This is a genomic window from Ruegeria sp. HKCCA0235A, from assembly GCF_013033235.1.
Taxonomy (GTDB): Bacteria; Pseudomonadota; Alphaproteobacteria; order Rhodobacterales; family Rhodobacteraceae; genus Ruegeria.
In genome coordinates this window covers 74,669-100,740 of record NZ_WQDQ01000005.1, presented here as the reverse complement: position 1 = coordinate 100,740, position 26,072 = coordinate 74,669, and the positions used below count along the sequence as shown (strand labels likewise).

At 56.0% G+C, this 26,072-nt stretch carries 24 protein-coding genes and 1 pseudogene; 18 read left to right on the top strand and 7 right to left on the bottom strand.

Features of this window, described 5'->3' with window-relative positions; all coding sequences use genetic code 11:
• Nucleotides 1-481 precede the first annotated feature (481 nt).
• The 8 genes from GOW56_RS10420 (at nucleotide 482) to GOW56_RS10385 (ending at nucleotide 7,556) form a co-directional block, all read left to right on the top strand.
• Entirely contained in the window at nucleotides 482-910 is a 429-nt protein-coding gene (locus tag GOW56_RS10420; RefSeq protein WP_152460518.1) for a hypothetical protein, read from the top strand.
• On the top strand, nucleotides 907-1,572 hold the full coding sequence (locus GOW56_RS10415) for a MotA/TolQ/ExbB proton channel family protein (RefSeq protein WP_171169941.1): 666 nt from the start codon (nucleotides 907-909) through the stop codon (nucleotides 1,570-1,572). Before GOW56_RS10420 ends, GOW56_RS10415 begins: the two co-directional genes overlap by 4 nt.
• A gap of 31 nt (nucleotides 1,573-1,603) precedes the next feature.
• On the top strand, nucleotides 1,604-1,930 hold the full coding sequence (locus tag GOW56_RS10410) for a biopolymer transporter ExbD (protein WP_171118035.1): 327 nt from the start codon (nucleotides 1,604-1,606) through the stop codon (nucleotides 1,928-1,930).
• A 4-nt stretch (nucleotides 1,931-1,934) separates the two neighbouring features.
• Nucleotides 1,935-2,312: a biopolymer transporter ExbD gene (locus tag GOW56_RS10405; RefSeq protein WP_171205816.1), complete on the top strand. Its 378-nt coding sequence runs from the start codon at nucleotides 1,935-1,937 to the stop codon at nucleotides 2,310-2,312.
• Complete coding sequence (locus GOW56_RS10400) at nucleotides 2,309-3,457, top strand: energy transducer TonB (protein WP_171169939.1); 1,149 nt, start codon at nucleotides 2,309-2,311, stop codon at nucleotides 3,455-3,457. Before GOW56_RS10405 ends, GOW56_RS10400 begins: the two co-directional genes overlap by 4 nt.
• A gap of 199 nt (nucleotides 3,458-3,656) precedes the next feature.
• Entirely contained in the window at nucleotides 3,657-5,579 is a 1,923-nt protein-coding gene (locus GOW56_RS10395; protein WP_171205815.1) for a DUF3604 domain-containing protein, read from the top strand.
• 160 nt (nucleotides 5,580-5,739) lie between these two features.
• A complete protein-coding gene (locus GOW56_RS10390; RefSeq protein WP_171205814.1) occupies nucleotides 5,740-6,570 on the top strand; it encodes a peptidyl-prolyl cis-trans isomerase in 831 nt (276 codons plus the stop codon).
• Nucleotides 6,567-7,556 (top strand): HupE/UreJ family protein, encoded by a 990-nt coding sequence (locus GOW56_RS10385; RefSeq protein WP_171205813.1) that lies wholly within the window; start codon nucleotides 6,567-6,569, stop codon nucleotides 7,554-7,556. The genes GOW56_RS10390 and GOW56_RS10385 overlap by 4 nt, the downstream gene beginning before the upstream one ends.
• A gap of 162 nt (nucleotides 7,557-7,718) precedes the next feature.
• Here the strand turns inward: GOW56_RS10385 and GOW56_RS10380 are convergent, their stop codons facing one another.
• On the bottom strand, nucleotides 7,719-8,666 hold the full coding sequence (locus GOW56_RS10380; RefSeq protein ID WP_217358818.1) for a helix-turn-helix domain-containing protein: 948 nt from the start codon (nucleotides 8,664-8,666) through the stop codon (nucleotides 7,719-7,721).
• Between the two features lie 57 nt (nucleotides 8,667-8,723).
• On the opposite strand from GOW56_RS10380, the gene GOW56_RS10375 reads away from it, so the two are divergent.
• From GOW56_RS10375 to GOW56_RS10360, 4 genes are all read left to right on the top strand, one after another.
• Complete coding sequence (locus GOW56_RS10375; protein ID WP_152460509.1) at nucleotides 8,724-8,945, top strand: hypothetical protein; 222 nt, start codon at nucleotides 8,724-8,726, stop codon at nucleotides 8,943-8,945.
• 4 nt (nucleotides 8,946-8,949) lie between these two features.
• Nucleotides 8,950-10,614, top strand: coding sequence for a sulfatase-like hydrolase/transferase (locus tag GOW56_RS10370; protein WP_171205811.1), 1,665 nt, complete (start codon nucleotides 8,950-8,952; stop codon nucleotides 10,612-10,614).
• A 143-nt stretch (nucleotides 10,615-10,757) separates the two neighbouring features.
• Nucleotides 10,758-11,867, top strand: coding sequence for an HlyD family secretion protein (locus GOW56_RS10365; RefSeq protein WP_171205810.1), 1,110 nt, complete (start codon nucleotides 10,758-10,760; stop codon nucleotides 11,865-11,867).
• Between the two features lie 17 nt (nucleotides 11,868-11,884).
• On the top strand, nucleotides 11,885-12,631 hold the full coding sequence (locus tag GOW56_RS10360) for an outer membrane protein (protein WP_254447200.1): 747 nt from the start codon (nucleotides 11,885-11,887) through the stop codon (nucleotides 12,629-12,631).
• Nucleotides 12,632-12,888: 257 nt separating this feature from the next.
• On the opposite strand, the gene GOW56_RS10355 is transcribed toward GOW56_RS10360, so the two are convergent.
• The 4 genes and pseudogenes from GOW56_RS10355 to GOW56_RS10340 all read right to left on the bottom strand — a co-directional run bounded on the left by GOW56_RS10355 (nucleotide 12,889) and on the right by GOW56_RS10340 (nucleotide 18,404).
• Nucleotides 12,889-13,959 carry a DUF2793 domain-containing protein gene (locus GOW56_RS10355; RefSeq protein WP_171205809.1) on the bottom strand — a complete coding sequence of 357 codons (1,071 nt, stop codon included), beginning with the start codon at nucleotides 13,957-13,959 and terminating at the stop codon, nucleotides 12,889-12,891.
• Nucleotides 13,960-14,129: 170 nt separating this feature from the next.
• Nucleotides 14,130-15,551: pseudogene (locus tag GOW56_RS10350) on the bottom strand (mannose-1-phosphate guanylyltransferase/mannose-6-phosphate isomerase); the annotation flags it as partial.
• A gap of 57 nt (nucleotides 15,552-15,608) precedes the next feature.
• Nucleotides 15,609-16,502 carry a UTP--glucose-1-phosphate uridylyltransferase GalU gene (gene galU / locus GOW56_RS10345; protein ID WP_171118013.1) on the bottom strand — a complete coding sequence of 298 codons (894 nt, stop codon included), beginning with the start codon at nucleotides 16,500-16,502 and terminating at the stop codon, nucleotides 15,609-15,611.
• Between the two features lie 660 nt (nucleotides 16,503-17,162).
• Nucleotides 17,163-18,404, bottom strand: coding sequence for a lytic murein transglycosylase (locus GOW56_RS10340; RefSeq protein ID WP_171118011.1), 1,242 nt, complete (start codon nucleotides 18,402-18,404; stop codon nucleotides 17,163-17,165).
• A gap of 178 nt (nucleotides 18,405-18,582) precedes the next feature.
• Between GOW56_RS10340 and GOW56_RS10335 the strand changes: the two genes are divergently transcribed.
• Genes GOW56_RS10335 through GOW56_RS10310 form a run of 6 tightly spaced genes read left to right on the top strand, consistent with a single transcriptional unit; the run spans nucleotide 18,583 to nucleotide 25,115 of the window.
• Nucleotides 18,583-19,542 (top strand): cytochrome ubiquinol oxidase subunit II, encoded by a 960-nt coding sequence (locus GOW56_RS10335; protein WP_253284241.1) that lies wholly within the window; start codon nucleotides 18,583-18,585, stop codon nucleotides 19,540-19,542.
• Complete coding sequence (locus GOW56_RS10330; protein ID WP_171205808.1) at nucleotides 19,539-21,629, top strand: cbb3-type cytochrome c oxidase subunit I; 2,091 nt, start codon at nucleotides 19,539-19,541, stop codon at nucleotides 21,627-21,629. Before GOW56_RS10335 ends, GOW56_RS10330 begins: the two co-directional genes overlap by 4 nt.
• Entirely contained in the window at nucleotides 21,626-22,258 is a 633-nt protein-coding gene (locus GOW56_RS10325) for a cytochrome c oxidase subunit 3 (protein WP_171118007.1), read from the top strand. Before GOW56_RS10330 ends, GOW56_RS10325 begins: the two co-directional genes overlap by 4 nt.
• Nucleotides 22,251-22,577 (top strand): cytochrome o ubiquinol/quinol oxidase subunit IV, encoded by a 327-nt coding sequence (locus GOW56_RS10320; RefSeq protein ID WP_224856200.1) that lies wholly within the window; start codon nucleotides 22,251-22,253, stop codon nucleotides 22,575-22,577. Before GOW56_RS10325 ends, GOW56_RS10320 begins: the two co-directional genes overlap by 8 nt.
• 34 nt (nucleotides 22,578-22,611) lie before the next feature.
• Nucleotides 22,612-23,595: an HlyD family secretion protein gene (locus tag GOW56_RS10315; protein ID WP_171205807.1), complete on the top strand. Its 984-nt coding sequence runs from the start codon at nucleotides 22,612-22,614 to the stop codon at nucleotides 23,593-23,595.
• Entirely contained in the window at nucleotides 23,592-25,115 is a 1,524-nt protein-coding gene (locus GOW56_RS10310) for a DHA2 family efflux MFS transporter permease subunit (protein ID WP_171205806.1), read from the top strand. The genes GOW56_RS10315 and GOW56_RS10310 overlap by 4 nt, the downstream gene beginning before the upstream one ends.
• On the opposite strand, the gene crcB is transcribed toward GOW56_RS10310, so the two are convergent.
• Together crcB and GOW56_RS10300 are read right to left on the bottom strand one after the other, a co-directional pair.
• Nucleotides 25,112-25,474 carry a fluoride efflux transporter CrcB gene (crcB, locus tag GOW56_RS10305; protein WP_152460498.1) on the bottom strand — a complete coding sequence of 121 codons (363 nt, stop codon included), beginning with the start codon at nucleotides 25,472-25,474 and terminating at the stop codon, nucleotides 25,112-25,114. The genes GOW56_RS10310 and crcB overlap by 4 nt on opposite strands.
• Nucleotides 25,471-25,839 (bottom strand): CrcB family protein, encoded by a 369-nt coding sequence (locus GOW56_RS10300; RefSeq protein WP_152460497.1) that lies wholly within the window; start codon nucleotides 25,837-25,839, stop codon nucleotides 25,471-25,473. Before GOW56_RS10300 ends, crcB begins: the two co-directional genes overlap by 4 nt.
• Nucleotides 25,840-26,072 lie beyond the last annotated feature (233 nt).

Genomic DNA, 26,072 nt, shown 5'->3' with positions numbered 1-26,072 from the left:
AAAGCACGGAAACCGCGCTGTGCTCGACGCTTGCCTCTTAAAAAACACGTTATTATCATTCATATGCATTAAAAATGTAGACAAATATGCATTATTTTTCGCGCTTTTAGCAAGAATTAAGTGAAAACGACGTTCAAAAACCGCTTTGAGTGATTTTCTGTGAAGACTGGATCGAGCGCAGTTTCACGCTTTTTGTTGCGGCTTAAGCACCTGTTTGGAAAAAGTGCGACTTTTCAAATTAGATCCGACATCAACTTGCTGGTTGTCCAGATGCGCGGAGCAGCTTTGTGCGCAGTTGAAATTCTGATTGCGCACCGTATTTCTTGCCGTGAACGTACATATATCAACACGCGCTGACGACCCTTTTACTTTGCCACCCTTCGCGGCTCTTTAATGTGACATGTCCCTCGGGTAGAAACGCAGATGGGCAAGCTGACGGTCGCTGCCCGATTGTTCCAGCGCTGCAACACGGAGTCTGTTCATGCTGTTTCGTCGCATTATGGTCGCGGCCATGTTTTCTGGCTGTTTGCTGTCCACAGCGTCTGCACAATCCGATTCCGCTGCACGGCTCTTTGTGGAGCTGAACTCGGCCGAGGATGTCGCCAGCGCGTGCAGGTTGACGTTTCTGGTCAAGAATGAAACCGGGCAGCCGATCGACGGTGCCGTGTTCGAAACCGTCATTTTCGACACCGAAGGTGGTGTGTTGAACCTTTCTCTGTTCGATTTTCGCGATCTGCCCGCCGACCGGCCCCGGGTGCGCCAGTTCGACCTTCCCAACAGAACATGTGACACAGTTGGACAAGCCTTGATCAACGGCGCGAACTCCTGCGTCGTGGATGGTACCGAAAGTGACATATGCGACAGCACCCTCACGCTGAGCAGCAGGGTGGAAATGGAGTTGTTGGGATGAGTCCTATAGCCGCACTTCGTGAGATTTTTGACCTCGGCGGGCCGGTGGTGGCGATATTGATCGCCATGTCGGTTTTGACGCTGGCTGTCACCCTCTACAAACTCTGGCAATTTGCAGCCTGCGGTGTCGGGCGGCACAAGGTGCTGTCTGAAGCTCTTGCAGCCTGGGACGCAGGAGATCACAGTGCCGCGCGCGCAAGGCTGGCGGACAGCAGCAGCTATCTTGCCCCTATTGTGGGCGCGGCGATGAACGCATCTGGTGTTCCGGGGGCCGATGACCGGCTGGATGCCGAAGCGGGTTTGGCGCTTGCCGGGCTGGAACGTGGTTTTCGTTTGCTGGACACCGTGGCGCAGTTGGCGCCTTTGCTGGGTCTTTTTGGTACGGTTCTGGGTATGATCAGTGCATTCCAAAGCTTGCAAACCGCTGGATCATCGGTTGATCCGTCACTTTTGGCCGGCGGGATCTGGGTGGCCCTGATCACCACGGCTGTGGGTCTGGCCGTTGCGATGCCGACGTCGATGGTTTTGTCCTGGCTTGAAAGCCGAACCGCACGCGAGCGTGTTTTTGCGGACAAGGCTTTGCGTACGGTTCTGGTTCCCGGTCATTCCATCCAACGCACAGAGGCGGCGGCACAGGTCCCGGTCGCCCCAGAGCATGCGTAACACTGCGCCTTTTGTGCGGCGGCGCATGTCGATGACACCCCTTATCGACGTGATCTTTCTGCTTTTGCTGTTTTTCATGCTGTCCTCAACGTTTTCGCGGTTCAGCGAGATCGAGTTGAGCAGCGCCGCCACAGGCGGGAATGCCGACGCTACGCCGCCCGAACGCCTTTTCGTGCAACTTGGCCCCACACGTGTTGTCCTGAACGGCCAACCCCTGTCGCTTGAGGAATTGTTCGATCAGGTCCAGGCCGGTCAGGTGCTGGTAAGCCTTGATCCCGGGACAACCGCGCAACGTCTTGTGGACCTGCTTGTCCCTTTGCGCGGGCGCGAAGGTTTGACAGTCAGGGTGTTGGAGTGAGGCAATGATCCGTTACATCCGACCCGGTCGAAATCGCGATTCCACAATTCCGCTGATCAACGTCGTCTTTCTGATCCTGATCTTTTTTCTGATTACGGGTACGATTGCACCGCCATTGGATCCCGATCTGGATCTGGTGAATACTGCGGATATTGACGGTCGCGAGCCGCCGGATGCGCTTGTTCTTCATAGGGACGGGACATTGAGTTTTCGCGGCAATCCGATCGAGGCAGAAGCTTTCATGGCCGCGCATGACTCGGGGCCCGTGCGGATCGTTCCAGACAGGAATGCGTCGGCCTCTCGATTGATGGAGATCACCAGCAGTTTGCGCCGGTTGGGTGCGCCAACCGTTTTTCTGGTGACCGAACAGGCCCTCGAATGATCAGGCGGTCCGTTTTTGTTGCAATCATTGCAATTTCGATTTCCGTACTGGTGCATCTGATCGGCCTGATTGTCACGGTACCAGATTTGTCAGACCCGGCTTCCGGGGAAACCGGTACCGACACGATCGAACTCAGCAACGCGTTCGAAGAGTTGGCCGATACCACGATCGAACCCGTACCGCCTGCGCCGGATGAACCGCCAACCCCTCCGGTGGAACCGCCAACCCAGCCGCAGGAGGCAGAAGTTCCGACAAGTGATGCCCGCGTGGCCTCGCCGAATCCGCAAGAGACGTTCACGCCCGATACGGGGAAATCAACGATAATCCAGCCGAGGGCGCCGGATGAGGTTGTCGTGGACCCTGTAGACCAGAACCTGGAGGACGAAGGCGAAGCCGCCGAAGCTGAAGGCGCTGCGTCGGCAAGGCCCGAAGCGTTGGCCGAAACACCTGAGGTGCCGATTGAAGAGGCGGTTGCTCCGGTTGAGCCTTCTTCTGCCGAAGAACCGGTGTCCGAGGAACAGCAACAGATCGCCGCGTTACCGGTCGAGGTGGCTCCTATTGTTCCGGAAAACACGTCCCCACTTGAACCTGTAATACCAGAAGAAGCGTCGGAACCTCTGGATGACGACGCCGAACTGACCGTACCCGATGTAAGCGTGGACGGATCCGAACAGGCCGTAGCCACGTCATTGCGGCCTCGCCTTCCAGACCGACGCCCGCAACCCACCCTGCGGGGTGCGTTGGATCCGTCAAGTAACTTTGACGCTTTGAGATTTCCAGAACAGACGATTGAATCACCGCTGGCGACGTATCAAAGAGAGGGTGTCGACGCCTTCCGACAAAACCGGGGCGGCACCCGTTCAGGCGGGCGGGGGCCGGGAAATTCGGACACCACGAACTATGCGGGTCAGGTTCTTGTTCATCTGAACAGGGCGCCAATCGTTTACGTTGCCGGTCGTGGCTATGCGCGGGTGTTTTTCCAGATTGACCCGGATGGTTCATTGGCTTGGGTTGATGTCGTCGAAAGCTCTGGCTCGCCGGAAATAGAGCGCGCAGCCAAAGAACAGGTTCGAACCGCCGCACCTTTCCCGCGCCCGCCTGGGGGCGTCAGCCGGAAGCTTTCATTTTACTATCAGATAAGATGATCCGACGGGTCTTGTCAGGTGAACACGATTAGCGATCACCCTGAGGGCTTTCGCCGAATTCCCTGATTGCGCGGGTTTGCAGCTCTCAGATTAAAAAAACCCTTTGGCCAATAGAATGTGATATAAGAACATGGGAATATAATAATGGCGCGATGAAATTCGCCCTCACAGCTGAGTATTCCTGAACTGGGAGGTCACTTTGTTTCGGAAATCTGCTTGCATAATCTCACTCGTATTGGTCCCTGCTGTTGTTGGTGCCGACGCCGTACCCAGCGAAGATGCTGCCGAGGGATTGTTTTCTGATCAGCCCTATTCCCCTTACGCCCAACGCACATTTCCTGAACGCCCATTATGGGGAGACACTCACCTTCACACCGGGCTTTCGCTGGATGCGGGTGCTTTCGGGAACACCTTGCTGCCGGATGAGGCGTGGCGTTTCGCCAAGGGTGAGCAGGTCATTTCTTCAACAGGTCAGCCTGTAAGACTGTCACGACCATTGGATTGGATGGTTCTCACGGATCACACGGACCTGATGGGGTTCGCGCCGGATTTGCAGGCTGGCAAGCCGGGCGTTCTTTCTGATCCCAAAGGACTGGAGTGGTACGAGGGGTACAAGGCCGGCGGGGAAGAAGCCGGTAAAGCGGCTTTCGACATCATCACCAATTTTTCGCAAATGACACTGCCAGAAATCCTGTTGGAGTCGTACAGCCCCGGTGCCGATGCTTTTGCCTTTACCTGGGAAAGCATTGTTCTGGCGGCCGAGCGGCACAATGATCCCGGCACCTTTACCGCTTTCATCGGCTTTGAATGGACCTCGGTTCCGAAAGGGTTCAACTTGCACCGCAATGTCATGCTGCGCGATGGGCCAATCAGGGCGCTTCAGATGGTGCCGCCGGTCACGCAGCCGCCCTACGGTGATACGGATCCAAAGGCGCTATACGCCTGGCTTGAAGAATATCAGGAAAAAACGGGGGGGCGAGCAGTTGCCTTTGCCCATAACGGAAACCTGTCAAATGGGTGGATGTTCCCAACCGAAGACACGTATCACGGCGGCAAGGTTGACGAGGAATATGTCGCTGCCCGCGCGAAATGGGAGCCCCACTATGAGGTCACGCAGATCAAGGGTGACGGCGAAGCGCACCCTTTCCTGAGCCCGGATGACGAATTTGCGGACTATGAGAACTGGGACGTCGGCAATCTGGATATTACCGAGTTGAAGACCGATGACATGCTGGCTGGTGAATACGCTCGCGAGGCGCTGAAGCGCGGTTTGATGCTGGAAGAAAAGTTTGGCGTGAACCCATACAAGTTCGGCATGGGTGGCGCGACGGACAGCCATACCTCTCTGGCCACCGCCGAGGAAGACAACTTCTTTGGAAAATCCGTCAGCGTTGAACCCTCCGCCTCGCGTATCAAGCATCCGTTCATAGCCAATGACCTTGGTGAAATTCCCGGCGACCTGCTCGTCGCGTCCGGGTACACGGCTGTCTGGGCTACCGAGAATACGCGCGCTGCGATCTTTGATGCCTTCAAGCGCCGCGAAACCTACGCAACGACCGGGCCAAGGATTGGTCTGCGGTTCTTTGGCGGATGGGATTTCAGTGACGCCGATGTTGAAACCCGTTTTCTGGCCAATGTTGGCTATACCAAAGGGGTGCCAATGGGTTCGGACCTGCGCCCGCGCGAGGGTGAGGCTGCGCCAAGCTTTCTGATCGCCGCTCTGCGCGACCCGGTTGGTGCCAATCTGGACCGTGTTCAAGTGATAAAGGGATGGCTCGACCCAGAAGGTGAATTGCAGGAAAAGGTCTATGACGTGGCATGGTCGGATAACCGTGAGGTCGATCAAAACGGCAAGGTCCCTGCGGTCGGGAACACTGTGGACGTGGACACCGCCAGCTGGACCAACACAATCGGAACGGCCGAACTTGTCACCGTATGGTCAGACCCGGATTTCGATCCGAATGCACGCGCGTTTTACTACGTCCGCGCCATCGAGATCCCAACGCCGCGTTGGATCCTGTACGACAAGCTGAGGTATGGTATCGAATTGCCCGAGGATGCAGTGCTTACGCATCAGGAACGCGCCTATTCGTCCCCGATCTGGTACACACCGGCAGAGTGATCCGCTCGACCCACGAATTGAGCGCCGGGGCGGTGATTTCCACCTCGGCGAATTCACCACGTTTCCGGAACACCCGGACTGCTCGTTTTCTTGCAAAACCCAACCGGTTGATGACAGCATCTGTATGTAGAACCTGAGCACGTTTTACGCAGGAGACTCCATGCGAATACTGAAAGAACCTCTGTTCCATTTTTTCTTGATTGGAGCGGCTATTTTTATTTGGTTCCATATTGTTGCGCCGGACAACGAGACCGTCGAAGATCTTGAGGTGATAACAATCGACGAAAATGACGTCGCATTATTGTCTGCTCGGTTCGAAACACAGTGGAAACGCCCGCCAAGCGACGCGGAACTGAAGGCGTTGGTCGATGCATCCATTCGTGAAGAGGTTCTGGTCAGGGAGGCAAGAAAGCTTGGTCTGGATCGCGGAGATCCCTTGATAAGGACCCGGCTGAGCCAAAAAATGGATTATCTGACCGAAGCCATTGCCACTTCCATCGTTCCGGAGGACGAAGACTTGGAGGCATTTCTTCAGGAAAACGCGGAACGCTATGCAACGCCTGTCATGGTGGCCTTCCATCAGGTCTTTCTTGGAGAAAAGCCCGGAGAGGCCGAAATCGAGAATGCGCTGGCTACCCTGCGCGCCAAGCAAGACGTTTCCGATCTGGGCGGTTCAACCTTGCTGCCGGCGTCAATGCCCTTGTCCGCGACGCGGGTTATCGAGTCGGTCTTCGGAGGAGGGTTTTCGAAAGGCATCACAGAGGTCGAAACAGGTCGGTGGACGGGGCCGATCCAGTCGGGTTACGGTATCCACCTTGTTCAGGTCGTCGCTATCGAGCCCAGTCGAACACCTCCTTTGGCTGAAATCCACGACGCGGTGCTGCGGGATTGGCGTCGGGAAATGAGTGAAGCTCTGGCGCAAGCGCAATACGACATGCTTGCCGAAAACTACGAGATTGTGGCCCCCGATCTTTCAGGCCCTGCCAAATGAGAGTTTTGGTCTGCTTCCTGTTTGCGCTGCTGTTCCTGTGGCCTGCAAATTTCGCCACTGCGCACGCGCTTGATCCGGGATATCTGGAAATTCGTCAAATTGCCTCTGACACCTGGAGCGTTCATTGGCGAAAGCCTGATGTGAATGGCCAACCGATGGCGATTGACGCCATATTGCCAGATGGCTGCACACCTGCGCGTGGCCCTGATCCCGTTTCCGACGGTCGAGGGTGGGTTTCGTCCTGGGTCGTCGAGTGCCAGGTGGATGTCGCAGGTCAACCCATTGCCATTGAAGGCCTTGAGACTCAGAGAAATGACGTGCTGGCGCGTGTGCATCCCCTCGATGCCCAACCTGCAACGCTTCGTTTTACCCCGGACGCCAGTGTCCAAATCTTACCTTCTGAACAGTCGACATGGTCAGTGTTTGCCGCATATTCCCGGTTGGGGTTTGAACACATATTGGAAGGTTGGGATCACCTTCTGTTTGTCTTCGCGCTGTTTGTTCTGGTCCGCGATCCATGGAAACTTGTCGGAGCCGTAACAGCGTTCACACTTGCGCATTCAATAACCTTGGCGCTGGCAACGATGGGCGTTTTGAATGTTCCCGGACCACCGGTCGAGGCTGTTATCGCGTTGTCCATCGTTTTTTTGGCGATGGAGATCGTCAAAGGCGGCGAAAGACGGTTCCGGCTTTCAAAACAGAAACCCTGGATCGTTTGCTTCGGGTTCGGGCTTTTGCACGGCCTTGGTTTTGCAGGGGCATTGGCTGATATCGGGTTGCCCCCTGACGATATTCCCGCGGCATTGCTGGCCTTCAACCTCGGTGTCGAAGCCGGGCAGCTGAGTTTTATTGCTGCCTTGGCACTTCTGATGGCGACCTGGCGGCTGATCGCGCGTCCGGTTGGCAAACATGCCACGGTCTTGACCGCGTATGGGATCGGCTCAGTGTCAATGTACTGGCTGATAGAACGCATAAGCGGTTTTTGAACCGCGGCGAAGTCGCGAGAGTTGAGCAAGATTTTGTGGATCATGACGGCGCATGTGCCTGAAATAGAATGCGGCCCGAGCCTGACCTGCTGAGCTTTTGCGCGGTTTCGGATTTGCTTCGATGAAAGGCCATGGTCATAAACAGCACAAAGCCAAGTGTTTTCAATCGACAGTGGCCGATGGCAATTCGCCGAAACACTTTTTGTAATCTTGTGAGAACTGCCCGATATGCCAAAAGCCATATCGGTTTGCGGCGTCAGAAATTGACAGATCTTTGCCTTGTTCTGCAAGCAGGCTGCGAACCCTGTTTAGGCGGAGCCTTGTGTAATAGGCCTTTGGGCCGATACCGAATTTTTCGTTGAACGCGCGTTCCAATGTGCGCAATGACACACTGATATCCCCGCAGATCTCGCTGATGGGGACGTTTTCGTCCGGGGTCGCCGTCATCCGATCAATGGCCGCAGCAAGTGCCAGAGCTTTTCGGTTTATCCGCGGTTCCCTGCGATCCGCCCCGCCCCCCAAAGCGATCCGCAGTATCTCTTCGATCAAATGGGTTTCGCTCTGTTCTGACGAATTTGGGTTCGCCAACAAAGTCTGAATGTCGTTCAAAAGCGCAGCCGAGCGATCAGGTGGCGTTGCAGGCAACAAAAATGCCCCGAATTCTGTATCAGAGACTGCGATCCCCAGCTTCTCGCCTATTTTCATCGCATTCTCAGATTCAACGGTCATCGTATATCCGCCGAACCCGCTGTCGCTGATACAGTCGAACTCATCGCCGCTACCGAAGGACAGAAACGGTGGCGTTTCGATGCTGGTACCGTTCCAGTCCGTCAGTCTTGAATGGGTAGGGATGCCAAATGTGATGTGCCCCTTCGGAGACGCGCCGATCTGGTGCACACGCCGCGAGAAACCAAACTTCATAACGGAAATAAGCGGGCCGGATCTGACCTTGAAATCCGCCTGCATTTCGCCGTCTTCGATCTGGCGGAAATCCATATCCCATTTGGATATTGCGGCGATTTGGTTCGGATCACGGAAAGTGGCCGCAAAAAACCGGGGCGCTTCGGGCGGGGCCAAGTCTAGTTTTGTCGATTTTTTGATGCGGTGCAAAATATCTCCCCTGTAGTTTGCATGAAAAGCTTAGTCGAAACATAGGAATATGTTCAAATGAAATTGCCCGATCCGCTTGCCGCGCCCAAACGTGGTCGCCCTCCGCTTCCGAAAGCAGAAGTGCGGTCGGAACGGATCGTGACCCTTCTTACACCCTCACAGCGTCACAGGCTTACGCGTCTTGCGGATTTAACCGGACAGACGCTTTCCAGTGTCGCCCACGATCTTATCGCACAGGGTCTGGAGCGAGAAGAAAACCCAAGGAAAAAGGAAACCTAAAGAAATGGATCTCAAGTTGTTTTTGCTGGGTTCTCTGGCGATCAGCGCGCCTGCCTACGCGCAGGATGCACCCATTGCGCATGATTCCGAGTTTTATATCCTACAGGCCCAGAACAAGGATGCCTGGGAACAGGACGATACAGCCGTTGATCAGGCTCTCGCGGCATTTCGAGACGAGAACGGTGGCAACCCCCCGAACATCATCAGTATTCTGGTCGATGACATCGGTTTTGGGGATATGGGTATCCCAGAATTGAACGCGGTACGCGGCATCAGCACCCCAAACATCAACGATTTTTCTGACGAAGCGATGCGCATGGTGCGCATGTATACAGAGCCATCCTGCACCCCGACACGTGTGGCCCAGACGACCGGTCGTCTGCCGGTTCGGATCGGAATGGGTGATACGACCGTCGACATCGCCGGTTTCGGTTTGCCCGAAGAGGAAGTAACGCTTGCCGAGGTATTGAAGGCCGAAGGATATGCAACCTCGCATGTCGGGAAGTGGCACATGGGTGACATTGCCGAGAGCTGGGCAATGAACCAGGGGTTCGACTATGCGCAGCACGCCGTTCATCAACAGGGCCAGTTGACGATTTTCAATGACGATGCAATCCGCGAGCAGGTTTCGGTTGGTATCGCAGATTTTGTCGACGATTACACGATCGACGACTGGTTCCGCCCCGATGCATCGGCCATGGCCACGGTGATCGAAGGAAATGCCGGCGGACCTGTTCGTGAGATCCGAATGGAGCCGGGTGAGCGTTGGAACGCAGCCAAGTATGACGAGATGAACCAAGCTTTTCAGGACAAAACCCTGAGTGAACTGGAACGCTTGGCCGGCGGTACTGAGCCTTTCTTCCTACAGTATTGGCCGATGATCCCGCTGGACAACACGCGGGCCGGGCGTGACGGACCGGAAAGCGTCAATGGAGGTCTGTACGCCGACAAACTGCAAGAGTTGGATACGTATTTGGGCGAAATCTTCACGCGCATGGACGAGCTTGGCGTGACAGATAATACGATTGTCGTGTTGATGGGCGACAACGGCCATTTCACCAAGTATTCACCGGCATCCGGTTTTACGCCAATGGTCTTTCGCGGAGGCAAAGGCGATACGACCGAAGGCGGGGTTCGCGTGGACGCTTTCATAAGGTGGCCGGGTCTGATTGAACCAGACAGCATGATCAACAACATTATTCATGTGTCTGATCTTTATACGACGCTGGCTAGATTGGGCGGCGCGGTTCAGCATATTCCCCGAGACCGGTTGATTGATGGCGTGGATCAATCTGCCTCGATCCTGTTTCAAGATGAAAGCAAAGGTCGGCGTGATCACGTGATCATCTATTCGGTGAGTACCCCAAAGGCGGTCGTCAAGGACAAGCTGAAGCTCAACCTGCCCGGGCCGGGTCAAAACGCGATCATTGCAGATTTCTTTGATGTGATGCGCGACACCCACGAAAAATACCCGGTTTCGACCGAAGTTGGTGCTTGGGGCGGGCAGGAGTTCGTCCGCATTCTGGGACGTCACATGGCGAGAAAAGAGCTGTTCCCCGATACTGGCCCGGCCACAGGAATGCCGTATGAAGGAATTGAAAACCTGCGGCCGGAAACGCAACAGGCAGTTGAGGCTTTCATGGTCAAACGATCTGCGGCGCAACAATGAAACAAGGCCGCGCGCGTCAACAGAAATGCGCGGCCGCGAAATCGACACGCAAATAGGGCAAGCGTTGGCGTACTTCTTAGCCGCATCCGAAACAAATATTGCGCCCCGCTGGTATCAGCAGCTCTGCGCAATGGAGTAAACATATGCTTATTGTCTTAGGTCTCTATTTCGGAGTGATCTGGGTGGTGTTTTCCAAGCTGGGGCTGCTTCCATGGAACCGGTTCTGGAAATCTGTCGTCTATGGGGGTGCCGCAATCATTGCTCTGGTTGTAATCGGTGCCCTCAACCACACCACACCGACAGGGCCTGTTTCGGTGCAGGGTGTTGCCACCAACATTGCCCCCAATGTGTCAGGTACTGTTGTTGACGTTTCGGTTCGCCCCAACGAGCGGGTTGCGAAAGGGGACCCGCTGTTCCGGATTGACGATACACCCTTTCGGATCGAAGTCGCCCGGCTGACAGCCAGTCTTGAAACTGCGCGTTCTGCGGCAGATCAGTTACAGTCCGACCTGGCAGCGGCGGAAGCCGACATTGAATTCCTCACCGCGCAATTGACCTTTGGCGTCCAGCGCCGTGACGACATTGTCGATCTTGAGAAGCGGGGGGCATCGACGACCTTCCAGTTGCAGGAAGCCGTGTCTGCCATCGATCAATTGTCCGCAAGCCTGCGCGCGGCCGAGGCGCGCAAAGCCGGTCTGGAGCGGCGGATTGCCGCCAAGATCGACGGCATTGATGCCGGCGTGGTCGAGGCTGAGCAGGCTTTGGCGCAGGCGCTTTGGAATTTGGAGCAAACAGTCGTGCGCGCGCCGGAAGACGGCTTTGTCACCGCCGTTTCTCTGCGTCCCGGAAATCGTGTATCTATCGCACAGGGGGCGATCTCTTTTGTTGTCCCCGATGACCGCCATCTGATCGCAAGTTTGCCCCAATCAAGTCGCATGAACGTTTCCGTCGGCGACCAGATCCGCCTTGCGCTGCGAATCCAGCCGGGCGGCGAAATACCTGGGACCGTCATATCGTTGCCCGTAGGAACGGCAGAGGGCGTTGTTGACTCGCGCACGGGCCTTCCTTCACTGCGCGATCTGGCTGGCGTGTCCAGCTATCCGGTGCTGATCGAAGTTCCGGACCAGATCAATATCGAAGATTTTCCATTCGGGACTTCTGGCACGGCACTGGTAATTACGGACAAGGCGGGCGCAATCAGTGTGTTGGCGGAAATCCTGTTCTGGATCACCAAAAAGCTGAATTACATCTGAAACATTGGAGGGACGAGATGAAAACAGAATTGGCAATAAGAGGCGCGGGTTTGGCCTTGGTTGCGGCGTTTGGCACAACCGCTTCCGCGCAGCAAAGCGATTGGTCCTATGAAGCGACGATTTACCTTTTCATGCCTGAAACGGAAACGTCTATCGAAACCCCGTCAGGGACATTGGACGGCACGTTGAGTTTTTCTGACGCTCTGAGCAACCTGGATTTCGCCTTTATGGGCGCGTTTGCGGCATCCAATGGGCGTTGGAGCCTGCTTGCTGACTACAATTATACAAATCTATCCTTCAGCAACAGTGGTGCCGGTCCGTCTGGATCCACTCTCGACACATCATTCACCACCCAGTTCCTCAGTGGGTACGTGGCCTATCGGGTCTATGAAGATCCTTCCGTTCAACTGGACATTGCCGGTGGTTTCAGATGGTTCAGTACCGAAACCAATTTCACACTAACGTCCGCTTCGGCACCTGGGCGCACGACCGTTGTTGACGACGATTGGGTAGACCCGGTCATTGGCGCAAGAATACGTTACGTTTTTTCCGACAAATGGACGGGAACCGGGTTCGTTGATTATGGCGGCTTCCGCAGTGACAGCGAAACGTGGCAGGTTCTTTTGACGGCGGATTATTCCATCAATGACAGATGGGTGATCCGTGGCGGATATCGCTATATCGCCTTCGACCATGAGATCGGCGACAATGATTTCGAGTTCCATCAGTCCGGGCCGGTGATCGGGGCGACCTACCGGTTCTGATTGATTGTAAACGAATATTGTCTTCGGCTTCGACTTAGCACGAGAAGTCGGACGGGGAGGAGTGCATGTTTGGTCGGTGCAAACCTCCTTTTTACAAGTTGTTTGCTGAGTTCCGCGAGCAGGAGTTCCAGCAACCATCCTGCTTTTCGGCGTGATGAAGGGCTGCAAATCTGGTGGCGCGGGTAAAAGCGGAACGGGTCGCAACCGATCTGCTGCCGGATTGGCCGCCTGATCCGGTATCCAGGCGGCCCTGCCTGTCAGAACCAGCGACCAATGGCTGTGACGGATGGCGCCAAGGCTGCCGCATCCGAGATCACCGAGAAGACAATGAATGTCGATTGGGACGACGAAGGTGTATCAAATCCGGTAAAACGGGTTGCAACGCCTCCGGTACCGTTCAGGTTCGGGGGCGTCGAAAAGTCAGCCGGAAAATCCCAGGTTATTGGGCCGCTTTTGAAAAGAGCACCCTCAACAGTCGTGCAGGCCAAGGGCGCAAGCATGGCCGTACAGATCTGAGTGCCGTCGGCAAACCGCACGTAATCTCCGTTGGCGTTGCTGCCGCGCTCAATGACAGCGCCGGTCGGAACACCCGCGTTTTCCGTCACTGTTCCAAGAAGGTTTCCAGGGCCGTATCCATAGTCGGCGCGCATCAGTCGGCCCGAAGTCGTGTCGCTGGCGTTGGCCTGAACAGCTGCCCCCGACACAGTTCCGGCTACAGGATCAAAGGTCATCGCTTCAGTCCAGTTGCCGCCGTCAGGAGACACTTTGATGGAAAATCCGGTTGTGCCAGACAGTCCCATTTCCGCGTGACCTGTCCAGTTCGATTGGAACAACAGCGACGCGGTATCATCTGCGCTGGCTTTGTTGATCTTCAGCTGATGCCCGCCGCCTTCGTGGCTCAGCAAGGTCGCCGGGCTGCGAACGGACAAACGGTTCGTACTGTCTGAATTGGTCGCAACCCCGACTCCGTCCAGGTTCTGAGTGCTGACAGGCAGGGGGGCCCAGGCTGTTCCTGTCCAGTATCTCAGATCTCCGGCCGCTTCATCCCAGGCGCGCCAGCCAATGTCGGGGGTCACGAAATGCCAGGCGTTGTCCAGCCAGGCGGCAAGTTCACCGGCATGTCCTGTCCAGTCCCCGGTCGGGTTGGCTCCAAGGGCATGAACTTCGCCTTGTTCGGGGACAACCGGAGGTATCGCGGATTCTGTTGACCGTACCGAGAGTTGCACGACCAGATCGAGCTGTCTCAGGGCTTCGTTGTGGGTAACGTGTTTTTGCGCCTGTGCCGGTTGCAGCAAGGGCAGGTTCAATCGGGGGGATGTTTGTGACACGGGGGGTCCTCCTGTGGCGTCGGTCCGAAGCTTCGGTTGCGCGCTACCCTGCCGCAAAGCGCGTCAATCCTGTCTGACCGGGCCGACCGCCCAGGGAAGATTTTGGTAAGATTCTGATGTCTGCGGGGAACCCGCCGATGGGTGTTTCCGTGCAGAGCAATGCCCGAGAATCAATCGCGGGCGTAAATGTCGTCGTATCGGATGATGTCGTCTTCACCCAGATAGGTGCCAGTCTGAACTTCGATCAAAACCATGGGAACTTTCCCGGGGTTTTCCATTCGGTGTGTCGCTCCCAGTGGGATATAGACGGATTGGTTTTCGGTTACCAAACGCTCCTGATCATCGATGGTGACCTTGGCCGTGCCTTCGACCACGATCCAATGCTCGGAACGATGATGGTGAGATTGCAGACTGAGCGACGCACCGGGATGCACATGGATGCGTTTGACCTGAAACCTGTCTCCGATCACAAGGCTTTCGAACCAGCCCCACGGACGATGATCCACCGGCAGGGATTCTGCCTGCTTCGCCCCTTTGGCCTTCAGCGCTGCAACGGCCTGTTTCACGTCCTGGGCCTTGTCCATGCTCGCGACCAGAACCGCATCGGGCATCGCAATGGCAATTACGTTTTCCAAACCCATTGCCACGACTTCCTGCGCCGGCGACTCGGACCGTATCAGTGCATTGCGGCAGTCGATTGCCGTTACTTCTCCGTTGGTCGCCACACCGTCTTCATCGGGGTTCGACAGCTCTTGAACCGCGGTCCAGCTTCCGACATCGGACCAGCCAGCGGAATAAGGCACCACGCTCAGGTTCAGGGCTTTTTCCATCACTGCGTAGTCTATTGAAATGTCTTCCACACCCGCCCATGCCGCTGGGTCCAGTCGAAGAAATCCCAAATCCGTTTTTGCCTCGGAAACGGCCTTTTGAACCGGCGGGATCAGTTCGCTCTCGTGCTGTTCAAAGGCTGCCAGGATATCGCGAACTGCAAACAGGAAGATCCCCGAGTTCCAAAGATAGCTGCCATCCGACAGCATCGCCTCGGCCGTTTTGCGGTCAGGTTTTTCCACAAAACGATCCAATGGGACAGCCTCATGGGTCATATCCGGCGGATGGCGGAGTTTGAGATAGCCGTATCCGGTTTCCGGGTGCGTCGGAGTGATGCCAAAGGTAACCAGATCGCGCCGTTCACTTATTGCCCGTACGCCTTCGGCAACGGCTTGATGAAAGGCGTCCATGTCCGGAACCACGTGATCAGACGGCGCCACCAGCATGATGCCATCGGAATCTCGCGCCGCCAGATACAAGGCTGCGGCAAGAACAGCGGGGGCGGTGTTTCGACCTTCGGGCTCGATCAGAATTGGCCCGGGGTCAATTCCGACGGCCATCAATTGTTCCGGGACAATAAAGCGAAAAGCCTCGTTGGTCAGAACAAGTGGCTTTGCTTACAGTGCCTGAGAAGGACCGAGCATCCGTTCCGCGCAATTCTGCAACAGGCTTGTTTCGCCGACCAGAGGAACGAATTGCTTGGGATAGCTTTTGCGTGACAGGGGCCACAAACGTGTTCCCGAGCCTCCGCAAAGAACGACGGGTTAGACTGTACTGGTCATGCACGTGCCTTGTTTTTAGTCAAGTAAAACAATCTGTGACTACTGAGCAGCTTTCCCCGTGGCGACAATGTCATTCAGATATTGGCTCAGATCATCGCGCAGGTCTTCGCGGGCAAGAGCAAAAGCAACGGTGGCTTGCAAAAAGCCTGATTTTGAACCGCAATCAAAACGCTGACCATCGAATTTATAACCGTAGGCCGGCACTCCGGCGGCAATGTCCTGGGCGATGGCGTCGGTCAGCTGGATTTCGCCGCCGCTTCCGGTTTTTTTTGCGTTGAGGTTGTTCAAAACGGACGGCCGAAGCACATACCGGCCGATGACCGCCAGATTGGATGGTGCCTCTGATGGGTCAGGCTTTTCAACCATGCCTCTGGTGGGGACGACAGACCCGATATTGTCGCCAACATCGAGCACGCCGTAAGAGCTTGTCTTTTCCCTCGGAACTTCCATCGCTGCGACCATATTGCCACCGGTTTCTTCGTAGGCCTCGATCATCTGTTGCAGACAGGGTTTGTCGGCGGCGATGACATCGTCAGGCAGCATGACGGCAAATGGTTCGTCGCCGATCAGCCGCCGGGCGCACCAGACCGCGTGTCCCAGCCCCAGAGCTTTGTGCTGGCGGATATAAGCGATCGCGCCGCTTTCCATATTCGTTTTGTTCAGCACGTCCAGAAGCTTGTTTTTGCCTTTGGCTCTCAACTCCTGCTCCAGCACCAGGTTGTGATCGAAATAATCTTCCAGCGCGGATTTCCCGCGCGACGTTACAAAAATGAACTCCTTGATCCCGGCTGCACGGGCCTCGTCAATTGCATATTGCACCAGCGGACGATCCACCAGCGTCATGATTTCTTTCGGAACGGATTTGGTTGCTGGCAAAAAACGCGTTCCCATGCCCGCTACTGGAAAAACCGCTTTGGTAACTTTGCGTGTCATGGTGCCTCTCAATTATCAAGTTTTGCCAGCAGTGCAGGAAATGTCCGGAATGTCCTCATAGGCTGCAATACCCTGTCAATCAATGATGCCTGATGGATCAGGCTGCTATCAGTCAAATCGTGCCACCTTGCCAAGGAGGAGTCAAAAGCCCGGTCTGATGCGGTATCAATATAATCTTTATGTACGACGCGCTTGGATCATTGGCTGACTGCACAGTGTAGAGCGGGACACATCACCACCGGTCCATCACGAAAAATTCATTGGCTTGTTCTTCGCGGCTTGTCTTGCAGCTCATGGCGTTCCCTGAACCGACCCGACCGGGTTGCCGCGCCGCGTATCATGTTATTTTTGCGTGGTTTTCCCATGCGGAAAACCGCAACCCGCCCAAAGTCGCCCACAACCCTCTTCTCGGAAGCAAACGGCCTGAAGGACAAGCCTCGTCAAAGGGTGCAGACGGACAGAGTATCTTCCTTGGCAAAAGCGCGGCTGACCGCCTTGCTCAACGCATCCGAGTTTTTGATTTGCCCTTTCAAATTGTGTTCTCGAATGGGCAACAATTGTCACCTGGTTCCATAGATAGGTTCTGGAAACGCCTGATTGTTGCACATTGGATCGATGAGCAGGCCGGATGTCAGAGTCGGCCGGGCACCATGGTTTGCCTCACGGGGCCAGGCTTGTTTTCATCAGCGCATCCGGAAAGCAGGTCTGTTCGATGCCCACGGTCTCTTGCCATCGACCTATCGAACGACGCGTTTTGAACCCCGGCAGCCCATCGACCCCTCCGACATCATGCCCTTTTTGTTCCAACGCCTGCTGCATCTTGGCAATATCGGATCTGTACAGCCCGCCGACCTTTCCCCAAGCGCCATTGAAATCGCCGATTCCGTATTGAATACGGTCGCCAACATGGCCGACAAACAAGGCATACAGGTCGCTTTTGTTGTATTCCTTTAGAACGTAGAAGTTTGGCGTAACCAGAAAAGCCGGACCATGTCGTCCTGCGGGCATCATCAAATACCCGTCACCACGCAGCTCATGGGCCGGAAAGGGGTTGCCCGAGACGCGACGTACCCCCATCTCAACCCAGTCCTGAATAGGTCGCCCCTGATCAGGGCCTTCCAAAGCGCAAGAGACATTTTGGGGTACGAAAACCTCGAATCCCCAGTCCCGTGCGGTGACCCAACCGTGCTTCATGAGGTAGTTTCCGATTGAAGCAATCGTATCTTCGGGTGACCCCCAAATATCAGCCGCCCCGTCGCCGTTGCCGTCGACAGCATAAGACAAGTAGTTGGACGGCATGAACTGAGGCTGACCCAAAGCGCCAGCCCAACTGCTTTTCATTTGCCGGGCGGGCTGGTGCCCTGCCTCTGCGATTTGCAGGGCGGCAACAAATTCGGTTGTGAAATAGTCTGCACGGGTGCTCATGAAGGCCTTGGTCGACAGTACCCTGAAAGCATCATGCCGGATCGGAACCTGTCCGTATCCGCTCTCTCTTCCCCAGATCGCCAGAATAATGCGGGCAGGAACGCCGGTTTCGGCTTCGACCGCCGCCAGAGTTGCGGCATGGCGCCGTGCCATTTTACGTCCTGCTGATGTTGCGCCTTGCACCGACCCCGGATTGAAATAGCGACCGGGTGAGCCAAACTCGGCCTGTTTCTGAACCTTGGGAGTTATGCGCGTGCTTCCCGGTGGCACCAGATCCGGCAATTTCCAGTCAAGGGTCACGTCGGAGAGGGCTGCTTGCATCGTCTCGCGTGTCACACCTTTGGCCTTTGCCCGGGGCCAAACGGTTTCCTGCAACCACGACTGAAACTGGCGTTCGATCGCCGCACGATCCTGCGCCAATGAGGGCTGAAAGAGCAGGATCAACCCGAAAGAGAATACCAGAATACGCATCTTCATTTTGTCTGTCCCGGTTGGGATTGCAAGTCAACGGTAAGATACCGCGCATCCTTGGTTCTATATACCCGAAGTTGAATTGGGTTAGACTTGGGCAATTTGTGGTTTGAAAAACTCTTGAGAAAATTCACGCACTTGTCGATAGTCGAATAAAATTTGTTTGAGGAAAGGGCAGTCAGTCATGGCACATGTAAAAACGCCCAATCCAATCCCTTTGCTTGCGATGGCGGTGATCCTGTTTGTGTCGATGCCGCACATGGTTTCCGCCAGCGACAGTTTCATGGATCCGCAAGGACCCATTGCCGCCATCCAGAAAACGCATCTGCTGCGGGCGACCGCTTTGATCATGGTGGCTGTTATCCCTGTCCTGATACTGGTGCCGTTGATCGCGTTTCGATATCGCCGCCGAAGGAACAGTCACGCAGCCTATCGACCGGATTGGGATTTTTCCGCGAAACTGGAATTCCTCATGTGGGGTGTGCCCGTTGTGATTGTGGCGCTCCTGTCGTTCTACCTTTGGAAGGCCACCCATCGGCTTGATCCGTATGCGTCGACATTTGGTGAAGACCCGGCCTTGCGAGTGCAGGTTGTCGGGCTGGATTGGAAGTGGCTGTTCATCTATCCCGATCTTGGTATCGCCAGTGTGGGCGAGTTCGGCATTCCCACCAAAAGGCAAGTGGCCATGACGCTGACCACCGATACCGTCATGCAATCCTTCATGATCCCTGCGCTGGCGGGCCAGATTTACGCGATGCCGGGAATGACCACGCAACTGCATCTGGTCGCGGACGTCCCCGAGGTCATGCAAGGCGAGAACACGCAGTACAACGGGCGGGGTTTTACCAAACAGAAATTTCGTACCGTTGCCATGCACAGTGATGAATTTGAAAGCTGGGCCCGGGAAGTGCGCGAAAATGGTATCCGACTGGACCCGGAAACGTATCAGATGCTCGCGATGCGGACAGACAGGGATGAGGTGCAGGCAGCGCTGGGCACCGACAAGATGCCAAAGGACGCGCTGTACTTCACGATGGAACAAGATTTGTTTCAAACAATCCTGCACCGCTATCACAGCGGCAAAGCACTGCCGGTGGATCAACAGCCGGGAACGGCATCCTTCGGGCAGGAGGTGCAGCAATGACGCCGTCCTATTCAGGATTCCTAGGCCGCCTCAACTGGGATGCGCTTCCGATCACAGGGTTGATCCAGAACCCGAACGCGAATGAGATCGTTGCCAACGCCGCGGCCGCAATCGTCTTGGTTGGCGTTGTCGTCGTGGTCAGCCTGCTCAGCTGGTTTCGGTTGTGGACGCCCCTCTGGCGCGATTGGCTGACCAGTGTTGATCACAAGAAGATAGGGATCATGTATGTCGTCTTTGCCATCGTCATGCTGGCGCGCGGCGTGTTGGAAGGCGTAGTCATGCGCGCGCAGCAGGCTGCCGGCCCGGGCGACGGGTTCCTGGAAGCCCAACATTTCGCCGAGCTGTTCAGTACCCATGGCACGATCATGATTTTCTTTGTCGCGGTGCCCTTTGTCTTTGGCATCGCGAACTATGTCGTCCCGCTGATGATCGGGGCGCGGGATGTGGCGTTCCCACGCTTGAACCAGATCAGTCTGGGCCTGACGGTGTCCTCCGGCATGATGCTTATGGTTTCGCTGGTCGTGGGGCGGTTCTCGACCGGCGGCTGGACGGCGTACCCACCTTATACCGGGGCCGCCTTCAATCCCGGCGTTGGGCCGGACTACTGGATCTGGGCGATCGTTGTTTCGGGCGTCGGCACGACGCTTACCGGTATCAATTTTGCCGTTACGATCTACAAGATGCGCGCGCCGGGCATGACCTTCATGCGGCTGCCGATGTATTGCTGGACCATCATATGCAGTTCGATCCTGATCGTCTTTGCCATGCCGCCGTTGGGCGTCGCGGCGCTTTTGCTGGCTGCGGACCGCTATTTGGACTTCCACTTTTTCACCAATGACCTCGGCGGCAATATGATGAACTACGCCAATCTGTTCTGGCTGTTCGGCCACCCCGAGGTTTACCTGCTGGTTCTGCCCGCTTACGGCATCTACTCCGAAGTTTTTGCGACTTTTTCGGCCAAGAGGCTCTACGGCTACAACTCGCTCGTCATCGCTACGATGTCGATCGCGGTTCTGTCGTTTACCGTCTGGCTGCACCACTTCTTCACCATGGGGCAGAGCGCCCTGATCAACGCCGTTTTTGGCATCGCAACCATGCTGATCGCCATCCCCACCGGTGTAAAAGTCTATGACTGGATGGCGACTTTGTGGCGGGGGCGCATCCGATTCTCGGTGCCGATGCTGTATGGATTGGCATTTTTGATGTTGTTCGTGATTGGTGGCTTGAGCGGGGTGATCCTGGCCAATCCGACCGTGGATTATCAGGTACACAATACATTGTTCCTGGTGGCCCACTTTCACAACGTACTGTTGCCGGGTGTGCTGTTTGGACTTTTGGCCGCCTATAACTACTGGTTCCCCAAGGCATTCGGATTTCGCCTGAACGAATTCTGGGGCCGCGTGACTGTCGCCCTCTGGACCATAGGGTTTTTGCTGACCTTCATGCCGCTTTATTTCGTCGGGCTGATGGGGATGCCGCGCCGTTCTTTCAGCTATGATGACCCATCTTTCCATCCCTTCATGATGGTGGCGATCGTCGGGGCGCTGGTGATTACCTGCGCGTTGCTCTCGGTTCTGATCCAACTTTGGGTCAGCATCCGCGACCGCGAAAAGACCCGCGTTCCCGTTGGAGATCCATGGGATGGGCGGACGTTGGAATGGTCTATCCCGTCGCCGCCGCCGCCGTACAACTTTGCGATCATCCCAACCGTTGCGGACCGGGATGATTTTGCGGCAGCAAAGGAAAAGGGGGCAGCCTACCCAACGCCCGACGCCTATGAAGATATCGATTTGCCGCGCAATACAGGCATTGGTTTCGTTCTGTGTGTCATGAGTGGTATCTGGATGTTCGCGCTGGTCTGGTGGATCTGGTGGTTGGCTGCATTGATGACGGTTCTGATGATCCTGGCGGTGATCGTATGGACGTTCGACGACAGTACCGAGCTGACCATACCGGCGGAAGAAGTGCGCAAGGATCACGAAGCCTGGCTCGCACTGGTTCACGGTGAAAAGGCGGTGGATCGCGATTTCGAGACGTCTCCGGAAAATCGCGGCCTCGCCCGCCCCGATCTGGAGGCGGTGACATGAAGCGCGCGCCCACCCACAGCTATCCGGGTATCAACCTAGGGGAACGTCACGCGAGTGCTCACAAGGCGACCGAGGTCGTCACCTTCGGGTTCTGGGTCTTTTTGATGAGCGACCTGGTCTATTTCGGCCTGATGTTTGCGATTTACATCACGATGATCGATGCACAGGCCGGTGGTCCCGGCCCGCACGAGCTGTTTGATCTCAAAAGCGTCTTTGCGCAGACGCTCATCCTGTTGACAAGCAGCCTGACGGTTGGCCTTGCCATGCTGGCGCTGAAATACAATCTGTCGCGCGCTCGCATTGTCTTGTGGTTTGGCGTCACGCTTTTTCTGGGCATCAGCTTCCTGGTGCTGGAGGTGCGTGATTTCATGGCCATGGCGGAACAAGGTGGCATTCCGCAGCGCAGCGGTTTCTTGTCGGCCTTCTTCGGACTTGTTCCGCTGCATGGTCTGCACGTCGCCGCAGGGTGCCTGTGGCTGATCGTTCTGGGTATTCAGCTGCGCGTGAAAGGGATGACGGACGTCATTATCTCGCGTGTGGTGCGGTTGGCACTGTTCTGGCATTTTCTGGACCTGATCTGGATCGGGATCATCACCATCGTTTATTTCGGAGGTCTGACCTATGGATAAGCGCTCTGAAATGCACCGTCGCGAGCGTCGGCGCTATGTGATCGGATACGGTGGTTCGCTGCTGTTGACTTTTGCGACCTTCGGCGTGGCCCATCTGTTTGGGATCGAAACCCCCGGTGTTTACCTGACAATTGGATTGCTGGGTCTGGCCCAACTTGTTCTGCAACTTGTTTATTTCCTGCACATCGATCGCCGGCGCAGCAGTCGTGAAGACCTGCATCTGGTTCTGTTTTCCACGATGGTTCTGTTGATCATGATTTTTGGAACGGTCTGGGTGCTGGGCAATCTGGCAATACGAATGCACATGCATGTGATGTGATGCTCATGGGTCGTGTGCAGAAAGGGATACGAAAATGAAGCCACTCAAAATCGCAGCCGTGGCTTTGATACTTGCAGCAATTACAGTCGGTCTTGTTCTGTTCTGGAGGCACGAAGAGCGCTACCCGTCCACTCAGGATGCATATCTGGGCGCGAACATCATTTATGTCGCTGCGCAGGTGACAGGGCAGGTGGCCGATGTACATGTGATAGAAAACCAGCCCGTGAAAAACGGCGATCTGCTTTTCACGATCGACGACATTCAATTCAAGGCTTCGGTGGATGCAGCCAAAGCCAATCTGGACAGTGCGATACAACAGGCCAAATCCTATTCCACACAGATTGCGGCGGCAGAGGCTTCGGTGGACAGCGCCCAATCGGCCTACGATACTGCATTGAAGAGTTTTGAACGTGCGAAAGCCCTGTTTGCATCAGGCGATGTCGCACAGGCATCGCTGGATCAGACGGCCTCGGATTTCGCCCAAGCCTCTGCTAGGTTGACGACGAGCCAGTCCAGCCTTTTGGCACTGAAAAGTGGGTTGCAGGCGAAACAGGATGATATCCTGTCTGCGCGTGCACAGCTTGAAATAGCGGAAACCAACCTTGCCTGGACCAAGATCCATGCCGCGGCCGACGGATGGATCGCCAATCTGACCCTTCGCCCCGGATCCTCGGTGTCCGCCAATGCCCCGCAATTTTCGATTGTCGAATCGTCCGATTGGTGGGTGGACGCGAACTTCAAAGAAACCGCATTGACGCGCATTCGTCCGGGGCAGCCAGTCACGATACGTGTCGATATGCTCCCTGGGACGACGCTTACAGGTAAGGTGGCGTCAATCGGGCGAGGGTCCGGGGACACGTTTTCCTTGTTGCCCTCGGAAAACGCGAGCGGGAATTGGGTCAAGGTCACCCGGCGATTTCCGGTTCGGATCGAGCTTGACCCGACCGATGCGCCCTTGCGTGTCGGAGGCAGCAGCAAAGTTGTCATAGATACAACAGGTCCGGTGGACGGCAAATGACCCCTGCGGCGTCCGGCCATGTGAACATGGTGATCGTGATCGCCGTTGTTCTCAGCGCCATTCTGGAAGTCTTGGACAGTACGATTGTCAATGTGGCGTTGCCGCATATCCAGGCCGCATTCGGGGCGACGACCGATCAGGCGACATGGATTCTGACCAGCTATATCGTTTCCGCGGTGGTCATCATGCCGTTGACAGGGTTCGTCGCCCGACGCGTGGGCCGACGACGGTTGATCCTGACGGCGGTGACTGGTTTTGCCGTCATGTCGATGATGTGCGGCATGTCCTGGAGCCTTGAGGTCATCGTTGCCTTTCGGCTGGCTCAGGGCATGTTCGGCGCTTTCCTGATCCCTTTGTCCCAGTCCATTCTGTTCGATGCCTTCCCGCGGGAAAAGCGCGGACAGGCAATGGCCATCTTCGGTCTGGGCGTCGTGGTGGCGCCGGTTCTGGGGCCAACGGTCGGTGCGATCCTGACCGAATATTTTTCCTGGCGGATGGTCTTCTTTGTCAACGTTCCCGTGGCGGCCCTTGCACTGCTTCTGCTGGCCGGAGAATTGCCGGAAGATAAAACCGAGGAGGTTCAGATCGATTGGAAAGGCCTTGCTCTGCTGGCTCTTGGAATCGGGTGCCTTCAATTCGTCCTGGATCAAGGCGAGACACTGGACTGGATGTCGTCCCGCGTCATCCAGGTGGCCGTGATCGCAGCAATTCTCGGGGCGTTGGGATTCATTTTTCACGCGTTGACCTCTCGCATTTCGGTTGTGGACCTGCGTCTGTTCGCAGATCGAAACTTTGCCCTGTGCAATCTGATCATCGCGGGTTTTGCCGTGTCTCTGTTCGGGGGCATCGCGATTTTGCCGACGCTGGTTCAAAGTCTGCTGGATTTCCCAGTCATCGCGTCGGGCCATCTGTTCATTCCGCGTGGCCTGACCGCAGGGCTGTCCATGGTTCTGACCGGCGCAGTTCTGGTAAACCGCTTTGATCCGCGCCTGCTGGCGGGCATCGGTCTGTTGCTGACGGCGGTCGGGAATTTCATGATGGGGGCCATCAACCTCAATGCCGGTTTTTGGGAGCTCGCTTGGCCGGGGGCCATCAGCGGCCTCGGGATGGGTCTTGTGTTCGTGCCGATGTCGATACTGGCTTTCGAGAGCATCAGTAAAGGCCGGCAGGACGAAGCCTCTGGTCTGTTCAACGTGACAAGGCAATTGGGATCGTCGGTTGGCATCTCGCTGGTCGGCACCTGGGTTGTACGCGGGTTGCAGACCAATACGGCGGTGCTCAGCCAGAATGTGACGCCCTACAACCCCGCGGCCCAGGCGTATCTGAGCCCGCTTGGCCTTGCGCCAGACAGCGCTGAAGGTGCTGCCATTCTGGGCCAGGAAATCATGAAGCAGGCCGAGATGATTTCCTATTTGACCGTATTCAACAATCTGGGTCTGCTTGCCTTGGCCACTATTCCATTGCTTTTCTTTTGTCGCGCTCCGAAGCCCGGGTCACATGTTGCCGCTCATGTGCATTAGCGCGTCAAGGTCAGCCCAAGCCACAGGGCGAACCAGCACAGCGCCAGGCTGATCAGGATATTGCCAGCTGCCAGAACCAGAGTCCGCTCGCGCCGAAGTTCAAGAGACTGATAGGCAAAGCTGGAGAAGGTGGTAAACCCGCCGCAGAATCCAAAGACCAGCCGTCTTTGATCCTCGGGGATGTCGACAGGGCCGCCCAGATAGCCGATCCAGATCCCCAGCAGCAGGCTGCCCAGTACATTTACGATCAACGTTGAAAAGGGCAAATCGTGCCGCACTTTCAAAGCCAGCCAATGACGTAGGACCGCCCCCAGGCCTCCGCCCAGTCCGAACATCGCATGAAGATAGAGATCATTCATGACGGTGACCTCTCGGAATGAAAATGGTTGCCCAGCTTCTCTCCGACCAGCGCAGCGCCAATGCCGAAAGCGATTTCCAACCCGACGGCAAGCGGCACGGCCCAAAGATCACTTTCGGCAATACGTTCCAGATCAGCTACGAAAGACGAAAAGGTGGACAACCCACCACAAAATCCGACCGCGCCCAGATGCAGCACATGCGCGTGCACCTTGTGGCGTATTGAATACAGCCACCCCAAGACGAAACAGGCCGCCACGTTGATGCCGAAGGTCGACGTGAGGAAACTGAGGCCGGGGATTTCCAGCGCGAAAACTTCGCGCAACAACGATCCCAGCGCCCCTCCGGCAAAGACGGCGAGAAACATAAGGCTCTTTCGGTCGCGCCGGTGTTGGGAATGCGTCTTTGTCAAGTGAATGCCTGTCGTCTTCTGGTTTGCGTGGCATATCCACTGGCGACACCCTGTTCAACTGTTGAGCCAACGTAACGCGTTTTCACGTTTTCGTCTTCGGGCGGATAAATTCCCGCGAAAGCTTGCAATTAAAAATCAATCTGTTTCACGTTGAGTGCTGTTGGAACCCGCAACTGCCGGCGGAAACA

What these genes read in the sequence shown, in the direction of transcription:
- GOW56_RS10340 (WP_171118011.1), bottom strand. Translation starts at nt 18,404, where the DNA reads ATGAAGATGCGTATTCTGGTATTCTCTTTCGGGTTGATCCTGCTCTTT.
- GOW56_RS10415 (WP_171169941.1), top strand. Translation starts at nt 907, where the DNA reads ATGAGTCCTATAGCCGCACTTCGTGAGATTTTTGACCTCGGCGGGCCG.
- GOW56_RS10375 (WP_152460509.1), top strand. Translation starts at nt 8,724, where the DNA reads ATGAAATTGCCCGATCCGCTTGCCGCGCCCAAACGTGGTCGCCCTCCG.
- GOW56_RS10400 (WP_171169939.1), top strand. Translation starts at nt 2,309, where the DNA reads ATGATCAGGCGGTCCGTTTTTGTTGCAATCATTGCAATTTCGATTTCC.
- GOW56_RS10390 (WP_171205814.1), top strand. Translation starts at nt 5,740, where the DNA reads ATGCGAATACTGAAAGAACCTCTGTTCCATTTTTTCTTGATTGGAGCG.
- GOW56_RS10325 (WP_171118007.1), top strand. Translation starts at nt 21,626, where the DNA reads ATGAAGCGCGCGCCCACCCACAGCTATCCGGGTATCAACCTAGGGGAA.
- GOW56_RS10405 (WP_171205816.1), top strand. Translation starts at nt 1,935, where the DNA reads ATGATCCGTTACATCCGACCCGGTCGAAATCGCGATTCCACAATTCCG.
- GOW56_RS10370 (WP_171205811.1), top strand. Translation starts at nt 8,950, where the DNA reads ATGGATCTCAAGTTGTTTTTGCTGGGTTCTCTGGCGATCAGCGCGCCT.
- GOW56_RS10300 (WP_152460497.1), bottom strand. Translation starts at nt 25,839, where the DNA reads ATGTTTCTCGCCGTCTTTGCCGGAGGGGCGCTGGGATCGTTGTTGCGC.
- GOW56_RS10365 (WP_171205810.1), top strand. Translation starts at nt 10,758, where the DNA reads ATGCTTATTGTCTTAGGTCTCTATTTCGGAGTGATCTGGGTGGTGTTT.
- GOW56_RS10360 (WP_254447200.1), top strand. Translation starts at nt 11,885, where the DNA reads ATGAAAACAGAATTGGCAATAAGAGGCGCGGGTTTGGCCTTGGTTGCG.
- GOW56_RS10320 (WP_224856200.1), top strand. Translation starts at nt 22,251, where the DNA reads ATGGATAAGCGCTCTGAAATGCACCGTCGCGAGCGTCGGCGCTATGTG.
- GOW56_RS10335 (WP_253284241.1), top strand. Translation starts at nt 18,583, where the DNA reads ATGGCACATGTAAAAACGCCCAATCCAATCCCTTTGCTTGCGATGGCG.
- GOW56_RS10420 (WP_152460518.1), top strand. Translation starts at nt 482, where the DNA reads ATGCTGTTTCGTCGCATTATGGTCGCGGCCATGTTTTCTGGCTGTTTG.
- GOW56_RS10410 (WP_171118035.1), top strand. Translation starts at nt 1,604, where the DNA reads ATGACACCCCTTATCGACGTGATCTTTCTGCTTTTGCTGTTTTTCATG.
- GOW56_RS10385 (WP_171205813.1), top strand. Translation starts at nt 6,567, where the DNA reads ATGAGAGTTTTGGTCTGCTTCCTGTTTGCGCTGCTGTTCCTGTGGCCT.
- galU (WP_171118013.1), bottom strand. Translation starts at nt 16,502, where the DNA reads ATGACACGCAAAGTTACCAAAGCGGTTTTTCCAGTAGCGGGCATGGGA.
- GOW56_RS10315 (WP_171205807.1), top strand. Translation starts at nt 22,612, where the DNA reads ATGAAGCCACTCAAAATCGCAGCCGTGGCTTTGATACTTGCAGCAATT.
- crcB (WP_152460498.1), bottom strand. Translation starts at nt 25,474, where the DNA reads ATGAATGATCTCTATCTTCATGCGATGTTCGGACTGGGCGGAGGCCTG.
- GOW56_RS10330 (WP_171205808.1), top strand. Translation starts at nt 19,539, where the DNA reads ATGACGCCGTCCTATTCAGGATTCCTAGGCCGCCTCAACTGGGATGCG.
- GOW56_RS10310 (WP_171205806.1), top strand. Translation starts at nt 23,592, where the DNA reads ATGACCCCTGCGGCGTCCGGCCATGTGAACATGGTGATCGTGATCGCC.